The 19,721-nt window shown below is 34.8% G+C and carries 16 protein-coding genes and 2 pseudogenes; 4 read left to right on the forward strand and 14 right to left on the reverse strand.

The window, feature by feature from the left end; all coding sequences use genetic code 11:
• Positions 1-6: 6 nt before the first annotated feature.
• Positions 7-270 carry a type II toxin-antitoxin system RelE family toxin gene (locus tag CYAN10605_RS06185; RefSeq protein ID WP_015219083.1) on the forward strand — a complete coding sequence of 88 codons (264 nt, stop codon included), beginning with the start codon at positions 7-9 and terminating at the stop codon, positions 268-270.
• On the opposite strand, the pseudogene CYAN10605_RS18360 reads toward CYAN10605_RS06185, so the two are convergent.
• Positions 267-1,321, reverse strand: a pseudogene (locus tag CYAN10605_RS18360) (IS630 family transposase). The gene CYAN10605_RS06185 and the pseudogene CYAN10605_RS18360 sit on opposite strands and share 4 nt — an antisense overlap.
• Before the next feature lie 101 nt (positions 1,322-1,422).
• Between CYAN10605_RS18360 and CYAN10605_RS06200 the strand changes: the two are divergent.
• Positions 1,423-1,782 (forward strand): helix-turn-helix domain-containing protein, encoded by a 360-nt coding sequence (locus tag CYAN10605_RS06200; protein WP_015219086.1) that lies wholly within the window; start codon positions 1,423-1,425, stop codon positions 1,780-1,782.
• Positions 1,783-1,794: 12 nt separating this feature from the next.
• On the opposite strand, the pseudogene CYAN10605_RS19435 reads toward CYAN10605_RS06200, so the two are convergent.
• The 6 genes and pseudogenes from CYAN10605_RS19435 to CYAN10605_RS06225 all read right to left on the reverse strand — a co-directional run.
• Positions 1,795-1,902 (reverse strand): annotated as a pseudogene (locus CYAN10605_RS19435) (IS982 family transposase); the annotation flags it as partial.
• Between the two features lie 62 nt (positions 1,903-1,964).
• Entirely contained in the window at positions 1,965-2,228 is a 264-nt protein-coding gene (locus CYAN10605_RS06205) for a ParE family toxin-like protein (protein WP_015219087.1), read from the reverse strand.
• Positions 2,225-2,455, reverse strand: a complete 231-nt coding sequence (locus CYAN10605_RS06210) for a hypothetical protein (RefSeq protein WP_015219088.1) — start codon at positions 2,453-2,455, stop codon at positions 2,225-2,227. The genes CYAN10605_RS06205 and CYAN10605_RS06210 overlap by 4 nt, the downstream gene beginning before the upstream one ends.
• Positions 2,456-2,620: 165 nt before the next feature.
• Positions 2,621-4,399, reverse strand: a complete 1,779-nt coding sequence (locus tag CYAN10605_RS06215) for a hypothetical protein (protein ID WP_015219089.1) — start codon at positions 4,397-4,399, stop codon at positions 2,621-2,623.
• Between the two features lie 194 nt (positions 4,400-4,593).
• Positions 4,594-5,502 carry an alpha/beta fold hydrolase gene (locus CYAN10605_RS06220; RefSeq protein ID WP_015219090.1) on the reverse strand — a complete coding sequence of 303 codons (909 nt, stop codon included), beginning with the start codon at positions 5,500-5,502 and terminating at the stop codon, positions 4,594-4,596.
• Positions 5,503-5,777: 275 nt separating this feature from the next.
• A complete protein-coding gene (locus CYAN10605_RS06225) occupies positions 5,778-7,361 on the reverse strand; it encodes an ArnT family glycosyltransferase (RefSeq protein ID WP_015219091.1) in 1,584 nt (527 codons plus the stop codon).
• Between the two features lie 86 nt (positions 7,362-7,447).
• Here CYAN10605_RS06225 and CYAN10605_RS06230 point away from each other — a divergent pair, with 86 nt between their 5' ends.
• Positions 7,448-8,584, forward strand: a complete 1,137-nt coding sequence (locus CYAN10605_RS06230) for an LptF/LptG family permease (RefSeq protein ID WP_015219092.1) — start codon at positions 7,448-7,450, stop codon at positions 8,582-8,584.
• Positions 8,585-9,335: 751 nt separating this feature from the next.
• Here the strand turns inward: CYAN10605_RS06230 and murI are convergent.
• The 4 genes from murI to CYAN10605_RS06250 all read right to left on the reverse strand — a co-directional run bounded on the left by murI (position 9,336) and on the right by CYAN10605_RS06250 (position 14,201).
• A complete protein-coding gene (murI, locus tag CYAN10605_RS06235) occupies positions 9,336-10,217 on the reverse strand; it encodes a glutamate racemase (RefSeq protein WP_015219093.1) in 882 nt (293 codons plus the stop codon).
• A gap of 396 nt (positions 10,218-10,613) precedes the next feature.
• Positions 10,614-12,599, reverse strand: coding sequence for an N-acetylmuramoyl-L-alanine amidase (locus CYAN10605_RS06240; protein ID WP_041922710.1), 1,986 nt, complete (start codon positions 12,597-12,599; stop codon positions 10,614-10,616).
• A 339-nt stretch (positions 12,600-12,938) separates the two neighbouring features.
• On the reverse strand, positions 12,939-13,502 hold the full coding sequence (locus CYAN10605_RS06245) for a glutathione S-transferase family protein (protein WP_015219095.1): 564 nt from the start codon (positions 13,500-13,502) through the stop codon (positions 12,939-12,941).
• A gap of 243 nt (positions 13,503-13,745) precedes the next feature.
• Positions 13,746-14,201, reverse strand: coding sequence for a hypothetical protein (locus tag CYAN10605_RS06250; RefSeq protein WP_015219096.1), 456 nt, complete (start codon positions 14,199-14,201; stop codon positions 13,746-13,748).
• 387 nt (positions 14,202-14,588) lie between these two features.
• Here CYAN10605_RS06250 and CYAN10605_RS06255 point away from each other — a divergent pair, with 387 nt between their 5' ends.
• Entirely contained in the window at positions 14,589-16,043 is a 1,455-nt protein-coding gene (locus CYAN10605_RS06255) for a TolC family protein (protein WP_015219097.1), read from the forward strand.
• A 256-nt stretch (positions 16,044-16,299) separates the two neighbouring features.
• On the opposite strand, the gene CYAN10605_RS06260 is transcribed toward CYAN10605_RS06255, so the two are convergent.
• From CYAN10605_RS06260 to psb32, 3 genes are all read right to left on the reverse strand, one after another.
• On the reverse strand, positions 16,300-17,841 hold the full coding sequence (locus tag CYAN10605_RS06260) for a phosphomannomutase/phosphoglucomutase (protein WP_015219098.1): 1,542 nt from the start codon (positions 17,839-17,841) through the stop codon (positions 16,300-16,302).
• A gap of 514 nt (positions 17,842-18,355) precedes the next feature.
• Positions 18,356-18,610 carry a DUF6761 family protein gene (locus CYAN10605_RS06265; protein WP_015219099.1) on the reverse strand — a complete coding sequence of 85 codons (255 nt, stop codon included), beginning with the start codon at positions 18,608-18,610 and terminating at the stop codon, positions 18,356-18,358.
• 68 nt (positions 18,611-18,678) lie between these two features.
• Positions 18,679-19,371 carry a photosystem II repair protein Psb32 gene (psb32, locus tag CYAN10605_RS06270; RefSeq protein WP_015219100.1) on the reverse strand — a complete coding sequence of 231 codons (693 nt, stop codon included), beginning with the start codon at positions 19,369-19,371 and terminating at the stop codon, positions 18,679-18,681.
• Between the last annotated feature and the right edge of the window lie 350 nt (positions 19,372-19,721).

Genomic DNA, 19,721 nt, shown 5'->3' on the forward strand with positions numbered 1-19,721 from the left:
AAGAGAATGTATAAAATTGAATATAGTAAAACAGCAATTAAAAAACTAAATAAAATTCCTAAAAATTTAGTTAAACGTATTCAAAATAAATTAACAGAAATAGCCCAAAATCCCTATAGAGAGAATCCTAACCTAAAAAAGCTAGTTGGTAGAGAAGGATATAGATTAAGAATAGGGGATTGGCGAATTATTTATGAGATAAACAATGATAGAATTGTTATTTTAGTTTTATATCAAATCCGTTTAATTAGCCACACTAAAAGATATTAATTAGGCCACCAATAAAAATTGGCTATTCCTTTAACTATTTCTTTTTCTTCCATAATTTTTTTGCATCTACTAATAACTACCTCTTCTAACTCTTCTAAATTTTTAAATGTCCTATTAGCGATGGCCTCATTTATTAATGGCCACAAACGTTCTGCCGGTTGTAATTCTGGAGAGTGAGAAGGCATCAGCATAACGTGGATTCCCTCTGGTATTTCCGTCGTTTCTTTAATCGGATGCCAACCAGCTTGATCCATTGCTAAAATCACCCTTTTGTTTTTACCTATTTCATAGTGCTGTGCAAAATCTTTTAAGACTCGATTAAACAATTCAGTATTTACATATGGTAGTAGCCACCAATATGTCTCTCCTGTATTTGGTTCCACAAAGCCATATAACCACAACCATTGAAAACGCCAATTGACCGTAGCTATCGGTTGATAACCTTTTTCTACCCATACTCTTCTCAATACTGGTTTGAGTCCTAAACGATGCTCATCCTCAGCCCACACTTGAACGTCCGCGTCGGGATATTCTTGTTGAATCTTTTTTTTTTTTCTGCTAGTTGATTTTTCCATTCATTTTGTTCAAGGCAGCTAGAATTTTGATGATTTGGACGAGGACATCGGAGACGATATTCTAATCCTTTAAGATATTCCCATCCTCTTTGAGGAGAAATAGTACGATCTAGAAGTTGAGTGAGCCATTTTGCGACTTTGACACCATTCCAAAGTCCTTGATCATCGGGGGGTGATTGTAATCTTTGATATAGCAGAGCTAATTGTTGATCGTCTAATAACGGTTTTCTACCCCGATTATGTTGTCTTTGATCCCCCAACATTTTTGCACCCGAACGATTATAACTACGAACAAGTTCGTAAATCCAACTTAAGCTATATCCTGTAACGTGGGAAACATAAGAGGTTCGTTTCCCTTGTGCTAATAACCAAATCACTTGGTAGTGAATTTTTTCAATCCCTTGTTTGGCTTTTCGATACCCTTGTTCTAATTCTTGTAAACTTAAATGGGGTTCAATTTTGATTCTTGAAGGCATTGGTCAAAATCTACGACAACAAATATACATCCTCTTGATTATACCATGTGCAATTAAGCGGATTTGATATTAGAGATTGATACCAGAGGAGGTATTTATAAATGACAACTGAAATTATTAACAAAAATGGCAAAGATTATGCGGTTATTCCCTATGATTTTTACCAAAAATTAATAGAAGATGCAGAAATGTTAGCTGATATAAAAGCCTATGACACTGCTAAAAATAAATCAGAAGAAACTTTCCCCTTTGAGGTAGTTGATAGTATATGTTTAAAGGGAGAAAATCCCATTAAAGTTTATCGTCAATATCGAGGTATAAGCATTATAGAATTATCAAAAAAAACCAAAATTGATGTTCAAGAATTAGAAAAAATTGAAAATAATATTTATATTGCCACTCAAAAAAATTTAGAAAAAATAGCTGAAAATTTAAAGATAGATTTAGACATGATTACTTAACCTGAGTTTGGGTTAAGCAGATTGAAGTAAAAGCCATTCTAAATGGAGAGAATGCTTCTTAGGTGTATGACAGTAGGCAATTAATCCACAGAGAAGATTAGTACAAAAATTTTTATTTGAAACGACTATAGTTTTGCATTCGTGTCTATAGTAGATAAAAAAATATTGCTGTTAATAACTTTTTAAGAAAAAAATCTCTCATAATCATCGTGGCTACCAATCCAAAACCAAGTTACACTATGATTTTCAAAAATACCTAATGCACGATAATTTTTAGTAATTCTAACAGACCAAATATTTTCTCGACTATTAATACATTTAAAATGCAAAGAGGGGTGAAAAGGATTCTCTTTCCATAAAAAATAGCTTTTTCTTGCTTGTTGTCTAATTTTTAAATCAAGAGTTTTGTAACAATTCCAAAAAGATGGCAGAGTAAATGATTTCATAACTGCTCATAATCCATCAATTGAGCTTTTCCTTCCAACATTTCTTGTTTGGCTTTCCTCGCAAAATCTATTAATTTATTTTGGTTTTTATTAACTAAATAATCCCATTCTTTTTCTTCTTGTAAGGTAGCTAGATATTCTCGTAAATATTCAATTACTTTCTCTTGGGTTGAATCAGGTAAAGATTCCATGATTTTGGTAATGGTTGCAATATTTTCTGATGACATATCATTAAATTAATAGCGAATAAGAAGAAACCCTTGTTTTTATATTATCAATTTATTACTGAACTTACTATTGACGATCTCAATATTGTTTTATGCTATATATACCTAATACCTGATATCTAATACCTGACATCTACTTCCTTGACACCAATTTTTCAGTAACCCCTAATTATTTCCTAATAACCACATAACATTAAAGCCAACACTAACATTATTATCCTTTTGGCGAATAACATTACTGATGTTTGTACTTCCTGCGGCATTACTTCCATAAACCCCAATACCAAAATTAGTTTTCGGAGGCATATAACGAGCTCCTGCCGCCCAAACTGTGGGATCATTACTTACCATGGGAGTAACTTCACCAATGAATTGTAAACCGGGAAAAGGTTGAAAATTGATCCCTAAACCAGCACCTAAAATACGATTATCTCCAAATAATCCTGCTTTGGGATTGAAGAAAAGGGCGATGTTATCGTTAGCGGAATAAGTGAAAGCGGCTTCAGCAGAAAATGAGCCTACGCCATCTCCTGCATCGGATGATTCACCAAATGCCCCTCTAATACCAAAAGAAAAGGGGTCTCCATTAGCTTGATTTAAGAAGTTTAATTTGGTAGCCGCTCCTAATTTGAAGGAGTTACCGATGGGTTCATCAGTATCTGCAATTTGTTGTCCTGTAAATTCTAGTTGGGCGTTGTTGCTTAAACCATAACCTAATTGAAAATTATAGTTGGGAGATAGTCCTGTGTCTAGGGAAAAAGCACCCTGACGAATAGTATTAGGGGTTGTTAAGATAAAACCGTCAAAGAGTAATTGTTTATCTCGATTGGTTAGGGGTGTCATCGGTGTATCTCCAAAACTAGGGGCATAATTGGCGAAAATGTCGGGGGTATAGCGCACATTTAACCCAACTCCCACATTGCCACCATCGGGGGGAAAAGCTAATAAACGAGTGGCGGGGGTGCTTCCTAATCTATTGGTGATGGATAAATCTACTCCTACTGCAGGGCTATGTAAATAGTTTAATCCTGCACTCCAAACTACGCTTTTACCAATATCTCCTCTGGTGTTGACGCTGTTACCACCGGGACCTAAAGGTACGTTAACATCGGCAAAGAAGCCAAATTGTTCGGCAAATTTAAAACTTATGCCTGTACCGATATTGAAAAATGTACCGTAAAAGTCTCCGCCATTGTTGACAGTGTCGGGAAAAACGCTTAATCCCCCTACAACGTGCCATTGATAAACATCATCAAAGCTATAAGTAAAAGGTACTTGAATTGTTCCTGCGAGGGTGTTATCTTGGGAGGAGCGATCGCCTCCATTAAATAAACCATTTTCTGAAGTTACTTTTAACCATTCTAAAGAACCAATTACGGCAACATCATAATTATCTTTATCAATAAATTTATATTTGATTCGAGGAGCAAGGGAGAAAAAACCAAAATCTGTTTGCCGTCCATTAAAACGGGTACTTAAAGTGTCATCAAAGAAAGATAAAGCTAATCCTATTTGTAAATCTTTATTAATTCCATAGTCAATAGAGCCATTGTAAACCTGTAAGCCAGTTCCAGCGCCTTCTGAACCTGTACTAAAAATATTCGCTCCATAAGTGGTATAAAAAGCCCCTTGAGGCAGAGTATTAGCGGTTTCCACCGTCATGGGGTCAAAAGGGGTAAGTTGTAAAGGAGTTAGGGTATATTCAATGGTGGTATTATTTTCGTCTAGGATGTCTTGATTTTGTGCGGTTTCTGAGTATGATTCTGAATCTGATAGAAGTAACTGTGCATTTTGACTATCTTGTAAACTGTTTGCGGTAGTCGGGTTTTTTACTGTGATTGATTCTTCCATTTCCCCCGCATTTACGGGAATGTACAAACTACTAATAATTAGAGTTAAACAATTATATAGAGCAATATATAGAGCAATATTTTTTATTTTCATGGGGGTTATAAAATTCTTTAAAATAATGGCTTAATTATAATAAGTGATGGTAATTCCGAAAAAAGTCTTTTGCTTAATACTGAAATGCAATAGTAGTTGATTTGTTATGAAATAATTTAGCCCGTTGGGGGGGTTGGGAAAAAATGAGTTCGGAGTTATCAATTATTCATCTTTGCCCTTTGCCTCTTGCCTTTTTAGCTTTGACCTTTTGAGGGGGTAAATTCTGCGAGAATCTCATTTTGGCTACTGTGTTCAATCATTATCTCTAAAATATAATCTTTTACCTGTTGTGTATGTTCTAACATAGCAAAGTGTCCGCAGTTATCTATCTCATAAACATTTTTTTGATTTTGTTGAAACAGTTGATGAAAACTGGCTAGATGCTTTACATATTGTACTTCCATTACCTTATCTTGTTTTCCTGCGATGAAATACACTGGTTGAGATAAACGGGATACTATTTGAGGTAAGTAGTGTACTTGTTCTTCTGTGGTGGATTCTAATAAAGATGCGATCGCAGCTTGTTCATTAGCGCTGAGAAAATCTTTTAATCTTTGTTTGCCCCATTGTCTGCCTAAAGGACGTTTCACCATCATACGGGAAAAGATGAAATCAAAAAAAGGTACATTGACAAACCAAGAAGGACGAAATTTAACTAAATTTTCCCCTGCCTTACGAAAACGCTCAAATTCTTCTTGTAAATAAATACCTCCTCCTGCGTTAACACAAAACACTCCTGTAACTTTTTCTCTACATATATCCGCAGTCCATAGGGCAACACTGCCCCCCAAGGAATGTCCCACTAACCACGCTTTTTCAATGGCTAATTCTTGTAATAAAATCTTTAAATCTTGAGCATAACCAGATAAATCAAACTCACTATTATTAACAGAAGTGTTTTCATCCCATTGAGACAAACCGAATCCCTTTAAATCATAAGTTAAACAGGAATATTCATGTTTTATTTGTTCAATTAACGGCAGCCAATAATGATGACTTAATAACCAGCCATGAATAAAAACTAATACAGGCTTAGTTAAATCTTGCTGAGTTTTAATGAATTGATAATGATGATTAATTCCACGAATCTTTATTTTTTCCATGTTTTGACTATATTTTTTAGAGGATTTTTCTTCATTTTAGCTCTATTAAACCTCCGTTTGATGCAAAATATCGGATAAGGGAAGGTTGCAGGTGTTAGGGTGATGAGGAGATGAGGGGAGAGGGAGAAGTAGGGGCGAATGGCCATTCGCCCGTACAGGGTTTGACGGTTTCAGGTTTTAGAAGAAAGTAATAAGTGTTCAGAGTTTTTAATTCTTAATTCTTAATTTTTAATTATCAACTATTCACCCCAACACTATTTACCTTTACCTGTTGATTATGGAAGAGAGATAAACCCTTGTCCAACATAGATATTAAAAGTTTCTGTGATTTCTCCAGACCTTTTTAAGGATATTTGGGTGATTTTATCCCATTTATTAAAAAATTGATTATATTTTGTGCCATTACTTTGATTTTCTGCAAATCTTTTTGATGTAATATAAATACCGTTTTTGCCGATTAATTCTTTTTTTGTCGGATGCCAATAGTCAAAACCTCGACTATCATTACTAAAGCAGGTTACAGGAATGGTTGTTAAAGGTGCGATCGCCATTCCGATATAACCACCTAAATAGTATTGATTGGTAAAGATAAAGTCTGCTTCTTTTAAGGCTTGATTAAATTGAGGAGAGTTTGCCAATAGTTTTCTTAATTGTACAATATCGATTAATTCTGTAGAAGGGTCATTTTGAGGGGAAATGATACCGTTGAAAAAAGTGTTTTGATTCGGTTTTTGTAGTAATCCAATTTGAAAATGCAATAGTCCAAGGATGAAAATAGTGATAGTAAATAGAAAAGATAAATAAAACCAACGATAAATGAATTTACGCCTATATTTATACCATTTTGAAGTGTAGTCACCCAAAATTAAAGTTAATCCCCAAAAACCAGGCATAGACCATGTTGGTAATATTTGAGTTACCGCTCCCAAAACAGTAAAACCAACGGTTAAAGGTAAAGATACCCAGAGAATTAGTCGATAGGGATAATGACAGGATTTAACTAACTCTTGATAACTACTGTTTCCACTAACCCACCATAAAGGAAAACCAAAACTAGGAAATAGATAACCAATAGTAGCTAAGGCAGTAACTACTATATTAAGTAGATTAATAGAGAAAGGTGTCGGGTTTTCTGACTGGAAGCGCCCAGATAGTTGAAAGGCAAAAGAAGCCCAATTATGTTGCCAATTCCAGTATAAAAGGGGAAACAGGGTAAGAATAAAACAAATAATTCCCAGTATTAGCCAACCTGAAGTAAAAACTCGCCGATAGGGGGAATTAAAAAGGCAAAATCCGACTAATCCTAAACCAAGAATAAAGCCGTGGTATTTACTCAAACAAGCTAAACCAATACAAATGCAGATAATAACTAAACGAAAACTGGGTTGATATTTTTCTTGGGGGGAATAGAAAAAAAATTCTTCACTGGCATAGTATAAAGTAAGAGTCCAAAAAAAAATTAAGGGAACATCAGGTAAAGTTAAAACTCCGATCGCAACTGTAAAAATGGGAATTAAAGAGGCTATAATCAGGGAAAACAATGCACTTTGAAAACCAAATAACTTTTTTCCTGTTACATATAACAAATAAAAACTAACTGTAGAAATAATTAAAGTGCCAATTCTAATGGTAAACTGATTAACTTCTCCTGTTAGCCATACACCTATACCCGTGGTTAAAGCCACAAAAATAGGATGATCAAAATAACTCCAATCTAAATTTTTACTATAAAGAAAATAGTATGCTTCATCATATCCCGGAAACAAAAATAAAGCGATAATGATTCTGATAATTAATCCTAGTACCAGAATAAAAACGACTGGATAAGATGAAAAAAGTAGTTTTGTTAATTTGATCATTGATTCTAGTTATGAATCTCTAACTAAATGAAGTTAATATATAGGGTGAAAAATTCTTGGGTTATCAATTTATTATTTTAGGTTGAATGCGTCCTTTTAAATTCTCTATTTTAGATTCTTATTTATTTCAGGAGTTAATTCCTCCTTTTATTTTTAGTGTTGCTATTTTTTCTACATTGGGAGTTGCGATCGCAACTTTATCTGATTTAAGCTATAAAATAGTCAATGCAAACTTACCCTTTATTTATGCGTTACAAATTTTCTTTTTAAAGATACCTGAATATGTAGCTTATGCGCTACCCATTTCTGTATTGTTAACCACATTAATGACTTATAGTCGTCTTAGTAAAGATAGCGAATTAATTGCTTTTTATAACTGTGGTTTAAGTCTTTACCGATTGATAACACCCGCTTTAATTTTGAGTTTAATAGTGACAGGATTAACCTTTATTTTTAATGAATTAATTGTACCCAATGCTAATTATAAAGCAACAACAATTTTAGTAGAACAAATCAACGAACAAAGGAAATTTCTATTAAGACAAGATATTTTTTATCCTGAATATGTAAATGTAAAAGAAAAAAATGGTAAAAATAATAAATACTTAAAAACCTTATTTTATGCCCAAGAATTTGATGGGGAAAATATGCAGTCTTTGACAATACTAGATACAGAAAAAAAAGGACTAAATAAAGTAATTATTTCTGAAAAGGGTACTTGGAATAATCAGGATAAAGTATGGGATTTGTTTAACGGATTTATCTATGACATCACCAAAAATCAGATAAAAGCTGAGGGTAAATTCTTCGAAAAAACACAAATTTCTTTACCAAAAACTCCCCTAGAATTAGCTTCAAAAAGTAGAGATCCTTACGAAATGAACATCATTCAATCATTAGAATATATCAAACTATTAAGACTATTAGGGGATGATAAAACAGTATTAATGTTTCAAGTTCGCACCGCTCAAAAAATATCTTTTCCTTTTGTTTGTGTAATTTTTGGTTTGGTGGGTTCGTCTTTAGGGAGTCGCCCAAATAATGCCAGTAAAGCAACAAGTTTTGGCTTATGTGTCGGTATAGTTTTCTTTTATTATTTAGGTAGCTTTATGATTAGTAGCTTAGGATTAATTGGGATTATTTCTCCTTTGATGGCGGCATGGATTCCGAATTTTATTGGCTTATTAATAGGAGGTTTTTTATTAGCAAAAGAAAATGGTTAAAGAGTTAAGAATTAAAAATTAAGGCTCTTCTACAGCAGGGTTTTTTCAAAGTAAGGGCAAAATTATCTTGCCCTCACCCCCAACCCCTCTCCCACAGTAGAGGGGAGCGTTTTTTCTTAATAATTGATTAATTAATACTTAAAAACTCCTGTATCTGTTACTATTTGTTAACCTGAGTTTTGGATAAGCTGAAAGCAGACCAACTCGTAGTCAAAAAACCTTATAGCTTCTTAGAAATAACGATAAAATTGCCTTAATCCGAACTGACTTAAACAAGGGGCTTAAGCCCCTTGCTAAAAACCCCTACCACCCGCAACCTGCAACCTGACACCTGACACCTAACCTTATCAGATATTCTTAAACCGAACTGAGGTTATTTGTTAGTTTCAAAAATTGACATTTTTGAGAATGAAAAAACCCTGCTTCTATAGTAGTTATGACAAATTAATAATAAATGGTATCTCAAACTTTTATTTAAAGAGGGTTTCAGTTAAACAAAAATAAAAAATTTATATAATTTGAGTTTTAAAATCCCCTCTTTCCTCTTCTCTATTCCCTATTCCCTATTCCCTTTTTTAACTAACAATTTATCACGACGAGAAGTAATAGAGCCAGAATATTTAATCCGAGTTTGATATAAAATTCTCGGCGGTGTCAAGTTTATTTCAAGTCGTAATTAACAATTAACTAAAACCTGATACTTGAAACCTCCCTAATTGATTCTTAATCTTCAATTCTCAATTTTTATAGATCAAGCGATTAAACTTTCTGCATAAAGATGATGTTGATTTATCTCAATCTCTGTTGAATTATTATGCAATTCTATTACTTTGCTTGAAGGTAAATGAATTTTTTCAACATGGGGAGTAAAACCTAACCATTGCTTGGATGTTATCGCAAAATCATCGCTGTTACCACTCACACAAAAACGGGTAGGTAACAATAAACCATGATTACGTAAGTTCATAAGTTCTAGTTCTTTTTCTGCCGCTCTTACAACATAATCTGCAGGATCAATAAATCGTACTGAAGAGGGGAGAATTTCCGATAAAACTCCTTTAAGGTGGGGATAATGGGTGCATCCATAAATTAAAGTATCGATATTCGCTTCTATAAGAGGCTTGAGATACTGTTGAGCCACTTTTTTGGTGTAAGGATCATAAATGCGATTTTGTTCAATCAGAGGCACAAATTCGGGACATCCCATTTGCCATACCTGTGTATTAGGATTAATTTCCGCGATCGCATCTCTATAGGCATTACTTTTAGCTGTTGCCACCGTGGAGATAACGCCGACTCTTTTTCCTGCCTTAACAGCACCTTTTGCTCCGGGATGAATTAAACCTAGAATAGGGAAATCATACTCAGACTGTACTGTTTCCAATGCTAAAGCAGAACTGGTGTTACAAGCCATTATCACCATTTTGACACCTTCAGACTGCATCCAATCGAGAATTTGACGCACAAATAAAATAATTTCTTCCTTAGTACGAGTACCATAGGGAAGACGTAAGGTATCGGCAAAATAGAGAATTGATTCTTGAGGTAAATAACGATAAAGTTTTCTGAGAACAGTTAAACCGCCCACTCCACTATCAAACACACCAATTCTATTACCCAAAGAATTTTTCATATAACGTTCAATATTGCAATCAAAATTATCTTAATTTAAGCAAAACTACTCAGAAAAGTAAATAGACAATTAGGAATTAACCATTAGCTAAATGTGAGTTCGGAATTCAGGGTTAGGAGTTAAACTTAACATAGATTGATGAACAAGCTCAATAAATTGATTTTCAAGAATTTTCTGTTCGAGTTAATCATTTAATAAAAGCAAAATTTTATTTATGATAGTTCTCAAAGCCTTATTTTTTTCAACATTTCTTTCATCAAACTCAAATTAGTTAAAAGCCCTAAAACTTCCTAGGCTAAGACGCATTTAAGTTACCATTTTTAATAAGTTTTAAATAGGTTCTAAAAATGACTCAAAGGCTTAACTTTTCTTTCTTCCCTGATAACCGATACCGAATCAAAGACGGTTAGTTTTAATATACTCAATAATTCCAGCGGCGATCGCTTCTGCCATTTGTCTTTGAAAAGCAGGATTAGTTAACTTCGCCACATCTTCTCTGCCAGTAACAAAACCAGTTTCCACCAACACCGCAGGCATATTAGAAGTTCTTAACACATAAAACCTTGCTTGTCGAACCTTGCGATCATTTACATCAACTCTTCGTAAAACATTACGATGAATAGTATCCGCTAAAGCCTTACCATTTTGAAAATAATAGGTTTCATAACCGCTCACTTGAGGCTTATTTGCTCCAGCAGAATTAGCATGAATACTCACAAACAAATCAGCATTAATACGATTAGCCATTTCTGTACGTCCTTGGAGACTGACAAAATAGTCACTATCTCTTGTCATTCGTACCTGTATGCCCTGCTGTTCTAAAATACGAGCTAATTGTTGGGAAATACTTAAAACAACGTGTTTTTCCTGTACTCCTCCAATACCGATCGCGCCCGGATCTTTTCCGCCATGGCCTGGATCAATCATAACTACTATTTTACCATTAGTAACAGGTCGATTAGGTAAGGGAGCAGAATTAGTAGAAGGTAAAACAGGGCGAGAATTGTCCCTCGGAGTGTAATCAAAAGGACTTACACTATTAGGAGCAGGAGTAACGGGAATATTTGTAACAGCTTGAGAATTACTACTGGAAGAATTTAAACGATTGGGAGTAACAGGGGAAGAGGATGAACGACTAACATAACCACTTAAGGGTAGTGCCACCACTCGCTCATTTGATTGACTAGGACTATAAATTCTAGTTCCCAAAGCAGGTTCAATTAAAAGAACCACAGTCTTATCATCAGGTTGCCAAATGCGTAAACGAGAAATGGGGCTTCCTGTGGGCAGAGAAGGGGATTTAAAACTAGGGGCTAAATCCGTGTTTTCCATGCGTAATTGGTAAACCTGATTTGCTGTTGCCCAACTTCCCTTCGCTTGAATACGTTGATTTCCTCTTACTACCAATTGGTTATTATTAATGTCAATGGATTCTATTAACGTTTTTTGAGAATTATTAATGCTACCACGGGCGGGAGAAACATTAGATTGTGCCACAACAGACTTATTATTATTTGATAAATCTATTACCCGACTAATTCCCCCCTGAGGCCATAAAACAAACCCCCCCATACGACTAAAACTTCCCTGCCAGTCTGGACTATCAGGATGAACATTCAAGGTTAATAATGCAGAATTACGTCTTTGAGTAATTTCTATATTTTCTACACCATATTTATTAACAGCCCAAGATTTGAGTAAATTAGAAGGAATATTAATATTACTAATTTCAAAATTAATTTTTTTTCTGTCTCGACTGCGATCGACTTTTATTTGATTACGATGATCCCCATCAATACCCACAATTAAGCCACTAGAAGTAACTTGTATCTCATTGCCGCCACTAGCGGTAGTCTCACTAGTATTATTAGTATTATTGTCACTACTGTTGTTATTAGCACTAAGACTGCGAGTATTGCTAGAACTATTAGAATTACTAGGATTACTGGAAGAATTATATGGATCAGAAGGAGAAGAAGGAGCGGGAAAATTACCCCGTTGAGGTTGAGGTAAATCCACAGACCATTGAGTGGGGGATAAGCCTTTAATTTTTATCTGTTGGGGATCTAAAATATATCCGGGAGCTAATTCAATAACTAATCTCGTGGTACGAGAATCAAACTGACCAATTCTTAAACTGGTAATCAGACCACCGTAAGTTTCATTAATAGTTGGTCTTCCCAAAGTAGTTCCGGGTAAGTCAATTACTAAACGAGTAGGATTAGCAATTAATTGTGCCGTAGGTTGTACCCCTTGATCTGTGGTAAAAAGTAATCTATTTTGATTTGTTTCATAGCGCCAAAATAACAATCTACCCGCATAAGCCGGGGTTGTTACCAACAAAAAAGTTAGACAACTTAATATAAAAGCATAAAATTTAATCATAGTAATTCTCCGCTATAAATCTTAAATCCCCTTCATAGTAATGTTAATTTTTTATAAACATATTATTACTTAATGACAGAGACATGAAAAAATTGTTTCTTAGGTGAAAAGTCGAAAGTTTTAGCAATTAGCTTTTTAATAACCTCGGTTCAACACGAGAATATCGGATAAGGGGAGGTTTAGAGTTAAATACCCTCGAATTTGTTATTAATCAGTCAAAGAATTGAAAATAATAAAATCAATTCCTGATATTTTTTCCTCAAAATATATAAATTTTAACTCCGTTCACCACTGAAAGGAGTTGTAAGAGTCGCAAGCAAACTTTACGAACTCAAATTATCTGTTGCCAATAGTTTTACTGAAAGCAGGACGTTGAGAGATTGTGTCAATATAATTGCTAATAGCAGGATAATCCCTCAAGTTTAATTTCAACAAAATTTGAGTGTAAGCCAACATAGAACCAACTGCGATGTCGGCAACCGTTAATTTGTCTCCTAAGAGAAAAGAATGGGATTGTAAGATTTTTTCTAAAGGAGGAAGTAGTTTCGATATTTCCCTTTCCCGATTCGCTTCTATAAATAAACCTGTAGAGAGGGTGGAATTAGCAAATAAAATCCATTGATTAAAAATACTTCTTGTTTCTAAAGAGTCAATTTCCTGACCATATTTTTCTGCTAAGTATAGCAATATTGCTCCCGATTCCCAAAGAATAAAATCTCCGTCTATAATTACGGGAACTTTCCCCATGGGGTTTAGTTTTAAAAATTCTGGGGATAAATGTTCTTTATTTGCCATGTCGAGGAGAATAAACTCATAATCTGCTCCTATTTCCTCAAGATACCATTGAATAATAGAAGCACGACTGCGACTTCCTCCGTAAAGTTTTATTTTCCTATTCATTACTATTTCTTGCTAATTATTATTTACTGTTAATGTTTCCGTCGTTATGAAAGTATTTTTACTCATTTTCGGAGATGAATACTCTCTATTATGACGTTTTGCATGGTAATTTTGAAAAACATTCCCTGCTTTTACACATATAGCAGAAAAACAGAAACAATTAAGGCAAGAATCAAAAATAACTTTTATGCCAAGACATTGTTTCACCACTCACACCATGAATAAATTTATAAAATTAATACTTTAAAGTCTTTTGTGAGTATTAGGATGTTGTTTTACATTATCATCATCGGAAACAATATTGGTATTATTCAGCATTCTTTTTCTTTCCGTTGAATAGTTTAAGTCGGTTTTACAATCACCTAGGTTGATTAACTCTTTTGCACTTGGCTTGTTTTGGTAGGTGCGGGTAGCGGCAAATGTGCGATTGATAAAGTCTTCGCAAAATAAACTTTCCGAAGGAAATAGACTTGGTTTAATCAGTTTATCTTCTTTAATTATTTCACCAATCGTAAGTGCGATCGCTTTTTCGTAGGAGGTAGGAATTCCCTTAAATAATGCTTCTAGGGCGGCTGAGGGGATAGGTTCGATGATTTTAACCTCTTTGGTTTCTCCTTCTTCTCTTAGAAAGTAGGTGGCTAATCCGAAAACGCAATAATCTTGAGTTGCAATTCCTTGAGTGATTACTTGATTTGTCATAGTTAATGTCAATAGATGTTTTTTTAATCTTAATACCTGACTGAATTAAGGGTTATTATAATTGAACGTTACGAAGAATAAAATTGCTCTGGATTTAGTGAAGTGATTGAGCTTAGATTTAAGATAGTAGTCACAATTTTTCTCTTTATTTAAAATTAATTGATTGTAATTTTTTGTCACTGTCTCTTAATTTATTTTTTACTCTAAACCTATACTCTTAAACCCCAATGGTGAATCCCTAAGCCCTAACGTCAAATTTTGCCTCTAGAACTGGGAGAGAAAATGACATGACTTAGAATAGAACTGCTATATAATTTATGTCTGATTATTCTAATATAAAATTACTTATAATCGAATTGCTAAAAGTAATCTTACCTTTATATAAAAATGTATTCCAAAAAACGTTCTTCTCTGTTATTGACTACCTACTTACTATTGAGTTGTGTAACTCCCTCTCAAGCTCAAGATGTTGAAACAAATACTTCTCCTCAAAATCCTTCTTCTGCTCAAGTTCAATCAACAGACAAATTTAATTCTAGTGGTAATCCCCTTCTTTTTCCCACTAAAACTCAGGAGGTAGAAATTGAAGAACAACAGCCTGTAACTTTAAATCAAGCCATTGAAATTGCGTTGAATAATAATAAGGACTTGGAAGTGGCAAGATTACAATTGGATAGATCCAGAGATAGTTTAAATGCGTCCTTAGCAACTCAATTACCCACTCTTAATGGTCAATTAGAGTTTAACCAAAGAGGAGATGATACTCCCGGCGAAGATGACTTCATTATGCGCGATCGCAGCCTTTTATTAGGACAAATCGAGTTAAGTTATAATGTGTATGATGGTGGTCGTCGTAATGCAAACATTGCTCGTTCTAGCAGGGAAGTTTATCTTAATCAGTTAGAAGTTGAGCGTATTTCTGAGGATGTTAGGTTTCGGGCGACAAATGCTTATTATGAATTGCAAAATGCTGATGCTCAAGTTGCCATTGCCCAAGCGGCCATCGAAGACTTTTCCCAAACTTTGAGAGATGCCCAGTTATTAGAACAAGCTGGATTAGGAACTCGTTTTGATGTGTTACAAGCAGAAGTAGATTTAGCCAATGCAAACCAAGCATTAACTAGGGCGATCGCAGAACAGAGAAATGCTCGTCGAAATTTAGCACAAGTGTTAAGTGTGGGTCAAAATGTGGAATTAACCGCCGCCGATGAGATTCAAGAAAATGGGGAGTGGCCTTATGATTTAGAACAAAGTATTATTATGGCTTATAAAAATAGAGCGGAATTACAACAACTATTAGTACAAAGAGAGATTAATGAACAAGACAGAGAGATAGCCCTTGCCGCCACTCGCCCCACTGTCAATTTATTTGCTAACTATAACTTTACTAACACTTTTACAGATACTTTTGACAGTACAGGTTATGCTAATGGTTACAATGTTGGGGCAAGACTTAACTGGGAGATTTTTGACGGTGGAGAAGCAAGTGCAAGAGCAGATGTAGAAACCAGAAACATTGAAATTGATGAAACTAATTTTGCCAAGCAGAGGGATGAAATTCGCCTGAATATCGAAACTGCCTATAATAATATGATTGCTAACAAAGAAAATATTTCTACCACAGAAACTGCTGTTACTACGGCGGTGGAAAGTTTACGTTTAGCAAGATTACGTTTTCAAGCGGGAGTTGGTACACAAACGGATGTTATTAATGCCCAAAGAAGTTTAACCGAAGCTAGGGGAAATTTCCTCCAAGCTATTATTGGTTATAATCAATCTTTGAATGAATTACAAAGAGCAGTCAGCAATTTACCTGACAATAAACTTTTTGAGGTGAGATAGTCAGAATTAGGAAAAGGGTAAAGTTAAAAGGGCAAACCCCCCTTTATCCCCCCTCGAGAGGGGGGAAGGCAAAGGTGAATAGTTGATAATTAAAAATTAAGAATTAAGAATTAAAAACTCCGAACACTCATTACTTTCTTCTAAAACCTGAAACCTGAAACCTAACACCTTATCTCCCTCTCCCCCTCTCCCCTCATCACCTCATCCCCAAATATCTCAATACCCCAACACCCTAACACCCTAACACCCTAAATACTCAACACTCAGAACCCTTAAACCCATTACTGTCAAATACAGATAAGTCAAGATGAGAAAATTCTTGGAAAAAGACAGTTAATCGAGAGGCGATTTTGTTTACTCCCCCTTGGACATTGGTTTCAATATTAAGGGGGATAACAGGATCGTGTAATGATAATCTTAGTAAAAACCATCCTTGTTCTTCTGGGGATGAACAACTAACTCTAATGCCTTCATAGTTAGGAGTGACAATTTCCCAGTCGGTTTGATTTTCTACATAAAACCCCAGTTTATCAATGACATTATTGCCGTAGTTTTGGAAATCTTCCACATTGATTTTTAGTCTAAATTCTTCGCTTTCTATGGGTTCAATGAGATTTGAAATTAAATCTGTTAAATTTTGTCCTTTTAAGCGTAATTTTGCCAATTCAATCAATAATTTCGTTACTAAATAAGCTCCATCATCAAGAAAATAGTTTTCTTTTAAGGCGGCGTGGCCTGAAGTTTCGATCGCAACCCATGATTCTTCGCCTACTTTATTTAACCTCAAGGATTCATTAATTACGTTTTTATAACCTCTTTTAAAGCGATGATGTTTTCCACCTAAATCTTCTATGAATTTTGTTAAACCATCGGAGGTAATAGAGTCGGTGACAATAGTTGAGCGTGGATGTTCTTTCAATATAATTGAGCTAATTAAGGCAATTAAACGATTACGATTCAATTCCTTTCCCTGACTATCTACGGCGGCGGAGCGATCAACATCTGTGTCAAAAATAATACCAAAGTCGGCTTGATTATCGATTACGGCTTGGGCAATAGAAGCCATTGCCTCTTTATTTTCGGGGTTAGGAATATGATTAGGAAAATTTCCATCGGGTTCTAAAAATTGACTTCCAGTTATATCCGCCCCTAATGGTTTCAATACTTTTTCGGCGTAAAAACCTCCTGCACCATTTCCCGCATCGACAATAATTTTTAAGCCTTTTAAGGGTTGCTCAAAGTGTTGAGGGTGGTTAACGTGCGATCGAATTTTCTCAACGAATAAGTTACTATAAACGGAAATAAAATCGTGATTTTCTACCTTTCCTTCCTCATTAGTTTCCGAAAAAACATTTTTTTCTGCGATCGCCAAAATATCAGCTATATTCTGCTTTTCTAAACCACCATCAGGGGTAAAAAATTTTAATCCATTACGATTAAAAGGCAAATGACTAGCAGTGAGCATAATTGCACCATCACAATTAAAACCCTCAGTAATGCAACTCATAAACATAGCAGGGGTTGAACATAAATCAAAATTAAGAACTTTTGCCCCTAAGCTAGTAATACCTAGTGTCACTGCTTGAGCTAAAACCTCCCCTGATAAACGACTATCCCTACCAATAGAAATAACTAATTGATTTAATTTCTTCTCTGTTTTTTGTTGCAACCATTGAGTAAATGCTTTTCCTAAGGTCTTGACTACTTCTGGAGTTAAATTAACTTCTTCCCCTTCAATTCCCTCTAAAGCTACCCCTCTTATATCTGAACCGTTTTGTAATTTTTGCCAGTTAACCATAATAAAATCCTCTGATAGATGATTAATCCTTTGTTGATAATCTGAGACTTATTTAACTTATAGCAATTCTCTTTATGGTGAGCGACACCAATCATTCGTATCGAGGGATAAATTTCAATAGACATCTGGTAGAAAATATTAATATAGGCTCGTAGTTAGGGCTTTACCCCCCTCTGGTGGAGGGAGGGCAAAAGTGTTTAATTAACCTCCCGCAAGGGTTGAATATATTCAACCCCTACCACCCCAATACCCCAACACCTGAAACCCTACACTTTAAACAGATGCCTTTTCTTACACAAAAAATAATTCCAGTTGAAGAATGATTAAATAAAACCACATATCAACTGAAACTTATTGACTAATATAAACTTTTTAATTTACTATAAATTTTGCAAAAATTTGATTGATAAAGAAATGAATTAAATCGGTAGAAAAATTTTCCACTTAGGATAACCAAAAATTAAAAACGATCTAAATTGGCACAACAAATGACGTTTTAAAAAACTTAATAAGGTTAGTAATAATCTGTTTCTGGTTGCATTTGAGTCGCCATTAGTTCAAAATTAGAAGGATCTCGCAGAAAACGATATGCCTCTTCTTCTAAACGGTGGATGAGGTAGCCTTCGATAACATTAGTTTGACGGAGACAAGCTAAATACCCCTCCATATAAATACGTAGTTCTTCATAACGACTACCTCTATGCCATAAATCCACCATTCCATCAGTTAATTTTTGATAGTATCGGATGGCAAAAGGATCTGTTAACATTGTTCTTTGGGTTGAATTTTTATTTTTGGCAAATTGAAGTTTTAAACTTCTCTTAATTTCATTGTAACTTAATTACCGGGGAATCCCACATACCAGAAATATGTCACCATTGGAATAACTGTTGCTAAAACTAAAAGAACTATTGTCCAAATAGTGGCACTACGATCATCTGTTTCTTCCGCCGTGGTAAAAGTCCCTTCTATGCTGATTTCTTCCACTTGAGGAGCTCCGGGGTCATCTTGTCCAGACAAAACAGCTACAAGGCGATCGCCTGCGGAAATTAAAGCCTGATTATACTGTAAGTCCTTAAGGGAATAAGGCAAGGTTTCTTTTACTAAACTTTCGCTAATTTCCGGGGTTAATAAATTGCTCACTCCATCTCCAGATGCGATCGCACCTTTATTACTAAGAGTATCAACCACTACCAAAGTTTGATTTTTTGCTGAATCTGGAGTAGGATACCATGTCTGAAAAAGCTCAGTCGCTAAAGAGTCGATAGTTTGACCATAATCAAGACGATTAATTACAACCATTCGTACTTCATTACCAGTATCCTTAGCCAAATCCTGTAACATAGAGGTTAATTTGCCCTCCGTAGCTCGACTAATCGCATCAGCATCGTCATAAACCCAAACATCCTCCCCCGCATTAATTACAGGTAAATCATATACCCCTGTGGCAAAAGCAGTATTGATTCCTACATTAAAAAGCAATAGAAGGGAAAGACAAAAATAGGCAAATATATATTTAATTTTATTCATAAAATAATTGCTCCCAATTTGAAAATAATGATTTAATTATCTCATGTTATAACCGCTCATTAAGAAATTTTTAGGGTTTTTTTAGATCATTTCACCCTTGGGGATATAAATACTTATTTCATCTATTTCAGGAAAAATTGAACCAGTTAAACTGTCGGGGCGACAAAGAACTCAAAAAGTTTATTGTATATGCATTATAGCCCTCATCCCTTGACAATAATACCTGCTTTTCTGAGGAAATAAAGAGGTCAATTCTTGCCATTGTTCCTCAAAAACTGAGACTCCCTGAAGAAAATTTAGCCCATTAAAACCAATGGAGAAATCACTATATCTTTTATCACTTCTTCCTT

The sequence above is a fragment of the Cyanobacterium aponinum PCC 10605 genome (genome assembly GCF_000317675.1).
Taxonomy (GTDB): Bacteria; Cyanobacteriota; Cyanobacteriia; order Cyanobacteriales; family Cyanobacteriaceae; genus PCC-10605.

What these genes read in the sequence shown, in the direction of transcription:
- CYAN10605_RS06230 (WP_015219092.1), top strand. Translation starts at nt 7,448, where the DNA reads ATGCGTCCTTTTAAATTCTCTATTTTAGATTCTTATTTATTTCAGGAG.
- CYAN10605_RS06205 (WP_015219087.1), bottom strand. Translation starts at nt 2,228, where the DNA reads ATGAAATCATTTACTCTGCCATCTTTTTGGAATTGTTACAAAACTCTT.
- CYAN10605_RS06200 (WP_015219086.1), top strand. Translation starts at nt 1,423, where the DNA reads ATGACAACTGAAATTATTAACAAAAATGGCAAAGATTATGCGGTTATT.
- CYAN10605_RS06255 (WP_015219097.1), top strand. Translation starts at nt 14,589, where the DNA reads ATGTATTCCAAAAAACGTTCTTCTCTGTTATTGACTACCTACTTACTA.
- CYAN10605_RS06215 (WP_015219089.1), bottom strand. Translation starts at nt 4,399, where the DNA reads ATGAAAATAAAAAATATTGCTCTATATATTGCTCTATATAATTGTTTA.
- murI (WP_015219093.1), bottom strand. Translation starts at nt 10,217, where the DNA reads ATGAAAAATTCTTTGGGTAATAGAATTGGTGTGTTTGATAGTGGAGTG.
- CYAN10605_RS06225 (WP_015219091.1), bottom strand. Translation starts at nt 7,361, where the DNA reads ATGATCAAATTAACAAAACTACTTTTTTCATCTTATCCAGTCGTTTTT.
- CYAN10605_RS06250 (WP_015219096.1), bottom strand. Translation starts at nt 14,201, where the DNA reads ATGACAAATCAAGTAATCACTCAAGGAATTGCAACTCAAGATTATTGC.
- CYAN10605_RS06260 (WP_015219098.1), bottom strand. Translation starts at nt 17,841, where the DNA reads ATGGTTAACTGGCAAAAATTACAAAACGGTTCAGATATAAGAGGGGTA.
- CYAN10605_RS06265 (WP_015219099.1), bottom strand. Translation starts at nt 18,610, where the DNA reads ATGTTAACAGATCCTTTTGCCATCCGATACTATCAAAAATTAACTGAT.
- CYAN10605_RS06245 (WP_015219095.1), bottom strand. Translation starts at nt 13,502, where the DNA reads ATGAATAGGAAAATAAAACTTTACGGAGGAAGTCGCAGTCGTGCTTCT.
- CYAN10605_RS06210 (WP_015219088.1), bottom strand. Translation starts at nt 2,455, where the DNA reads ATGTCATCAGAAAATATTGCAACCATTACCAAAATCATGGAATCTTTA.
- CYAN10605_RS06185 (WP_015219083.1), top strand. Translation starts at nt 7, where the DNA reads ATGTATAAAATTGAATATAGTAAAACAGCAATTAAAAAACTAAATAAA.
- CYAN10605_RS06220 (WP_015219090.1), bottom strand. Translation starts at nt 5,502, where the DNA reads ATGGAAAAAATAAAGATTCGTGGAATTAATCATCATTATCAATTCATT.
- psb32 (WP_015219100.1), bottom strand. Translation starts at nt 19,371, where the DNA reads ATGAATAAAATTAAATATATATTTGCCTATTTTTGTCTTTCCCTTCTA.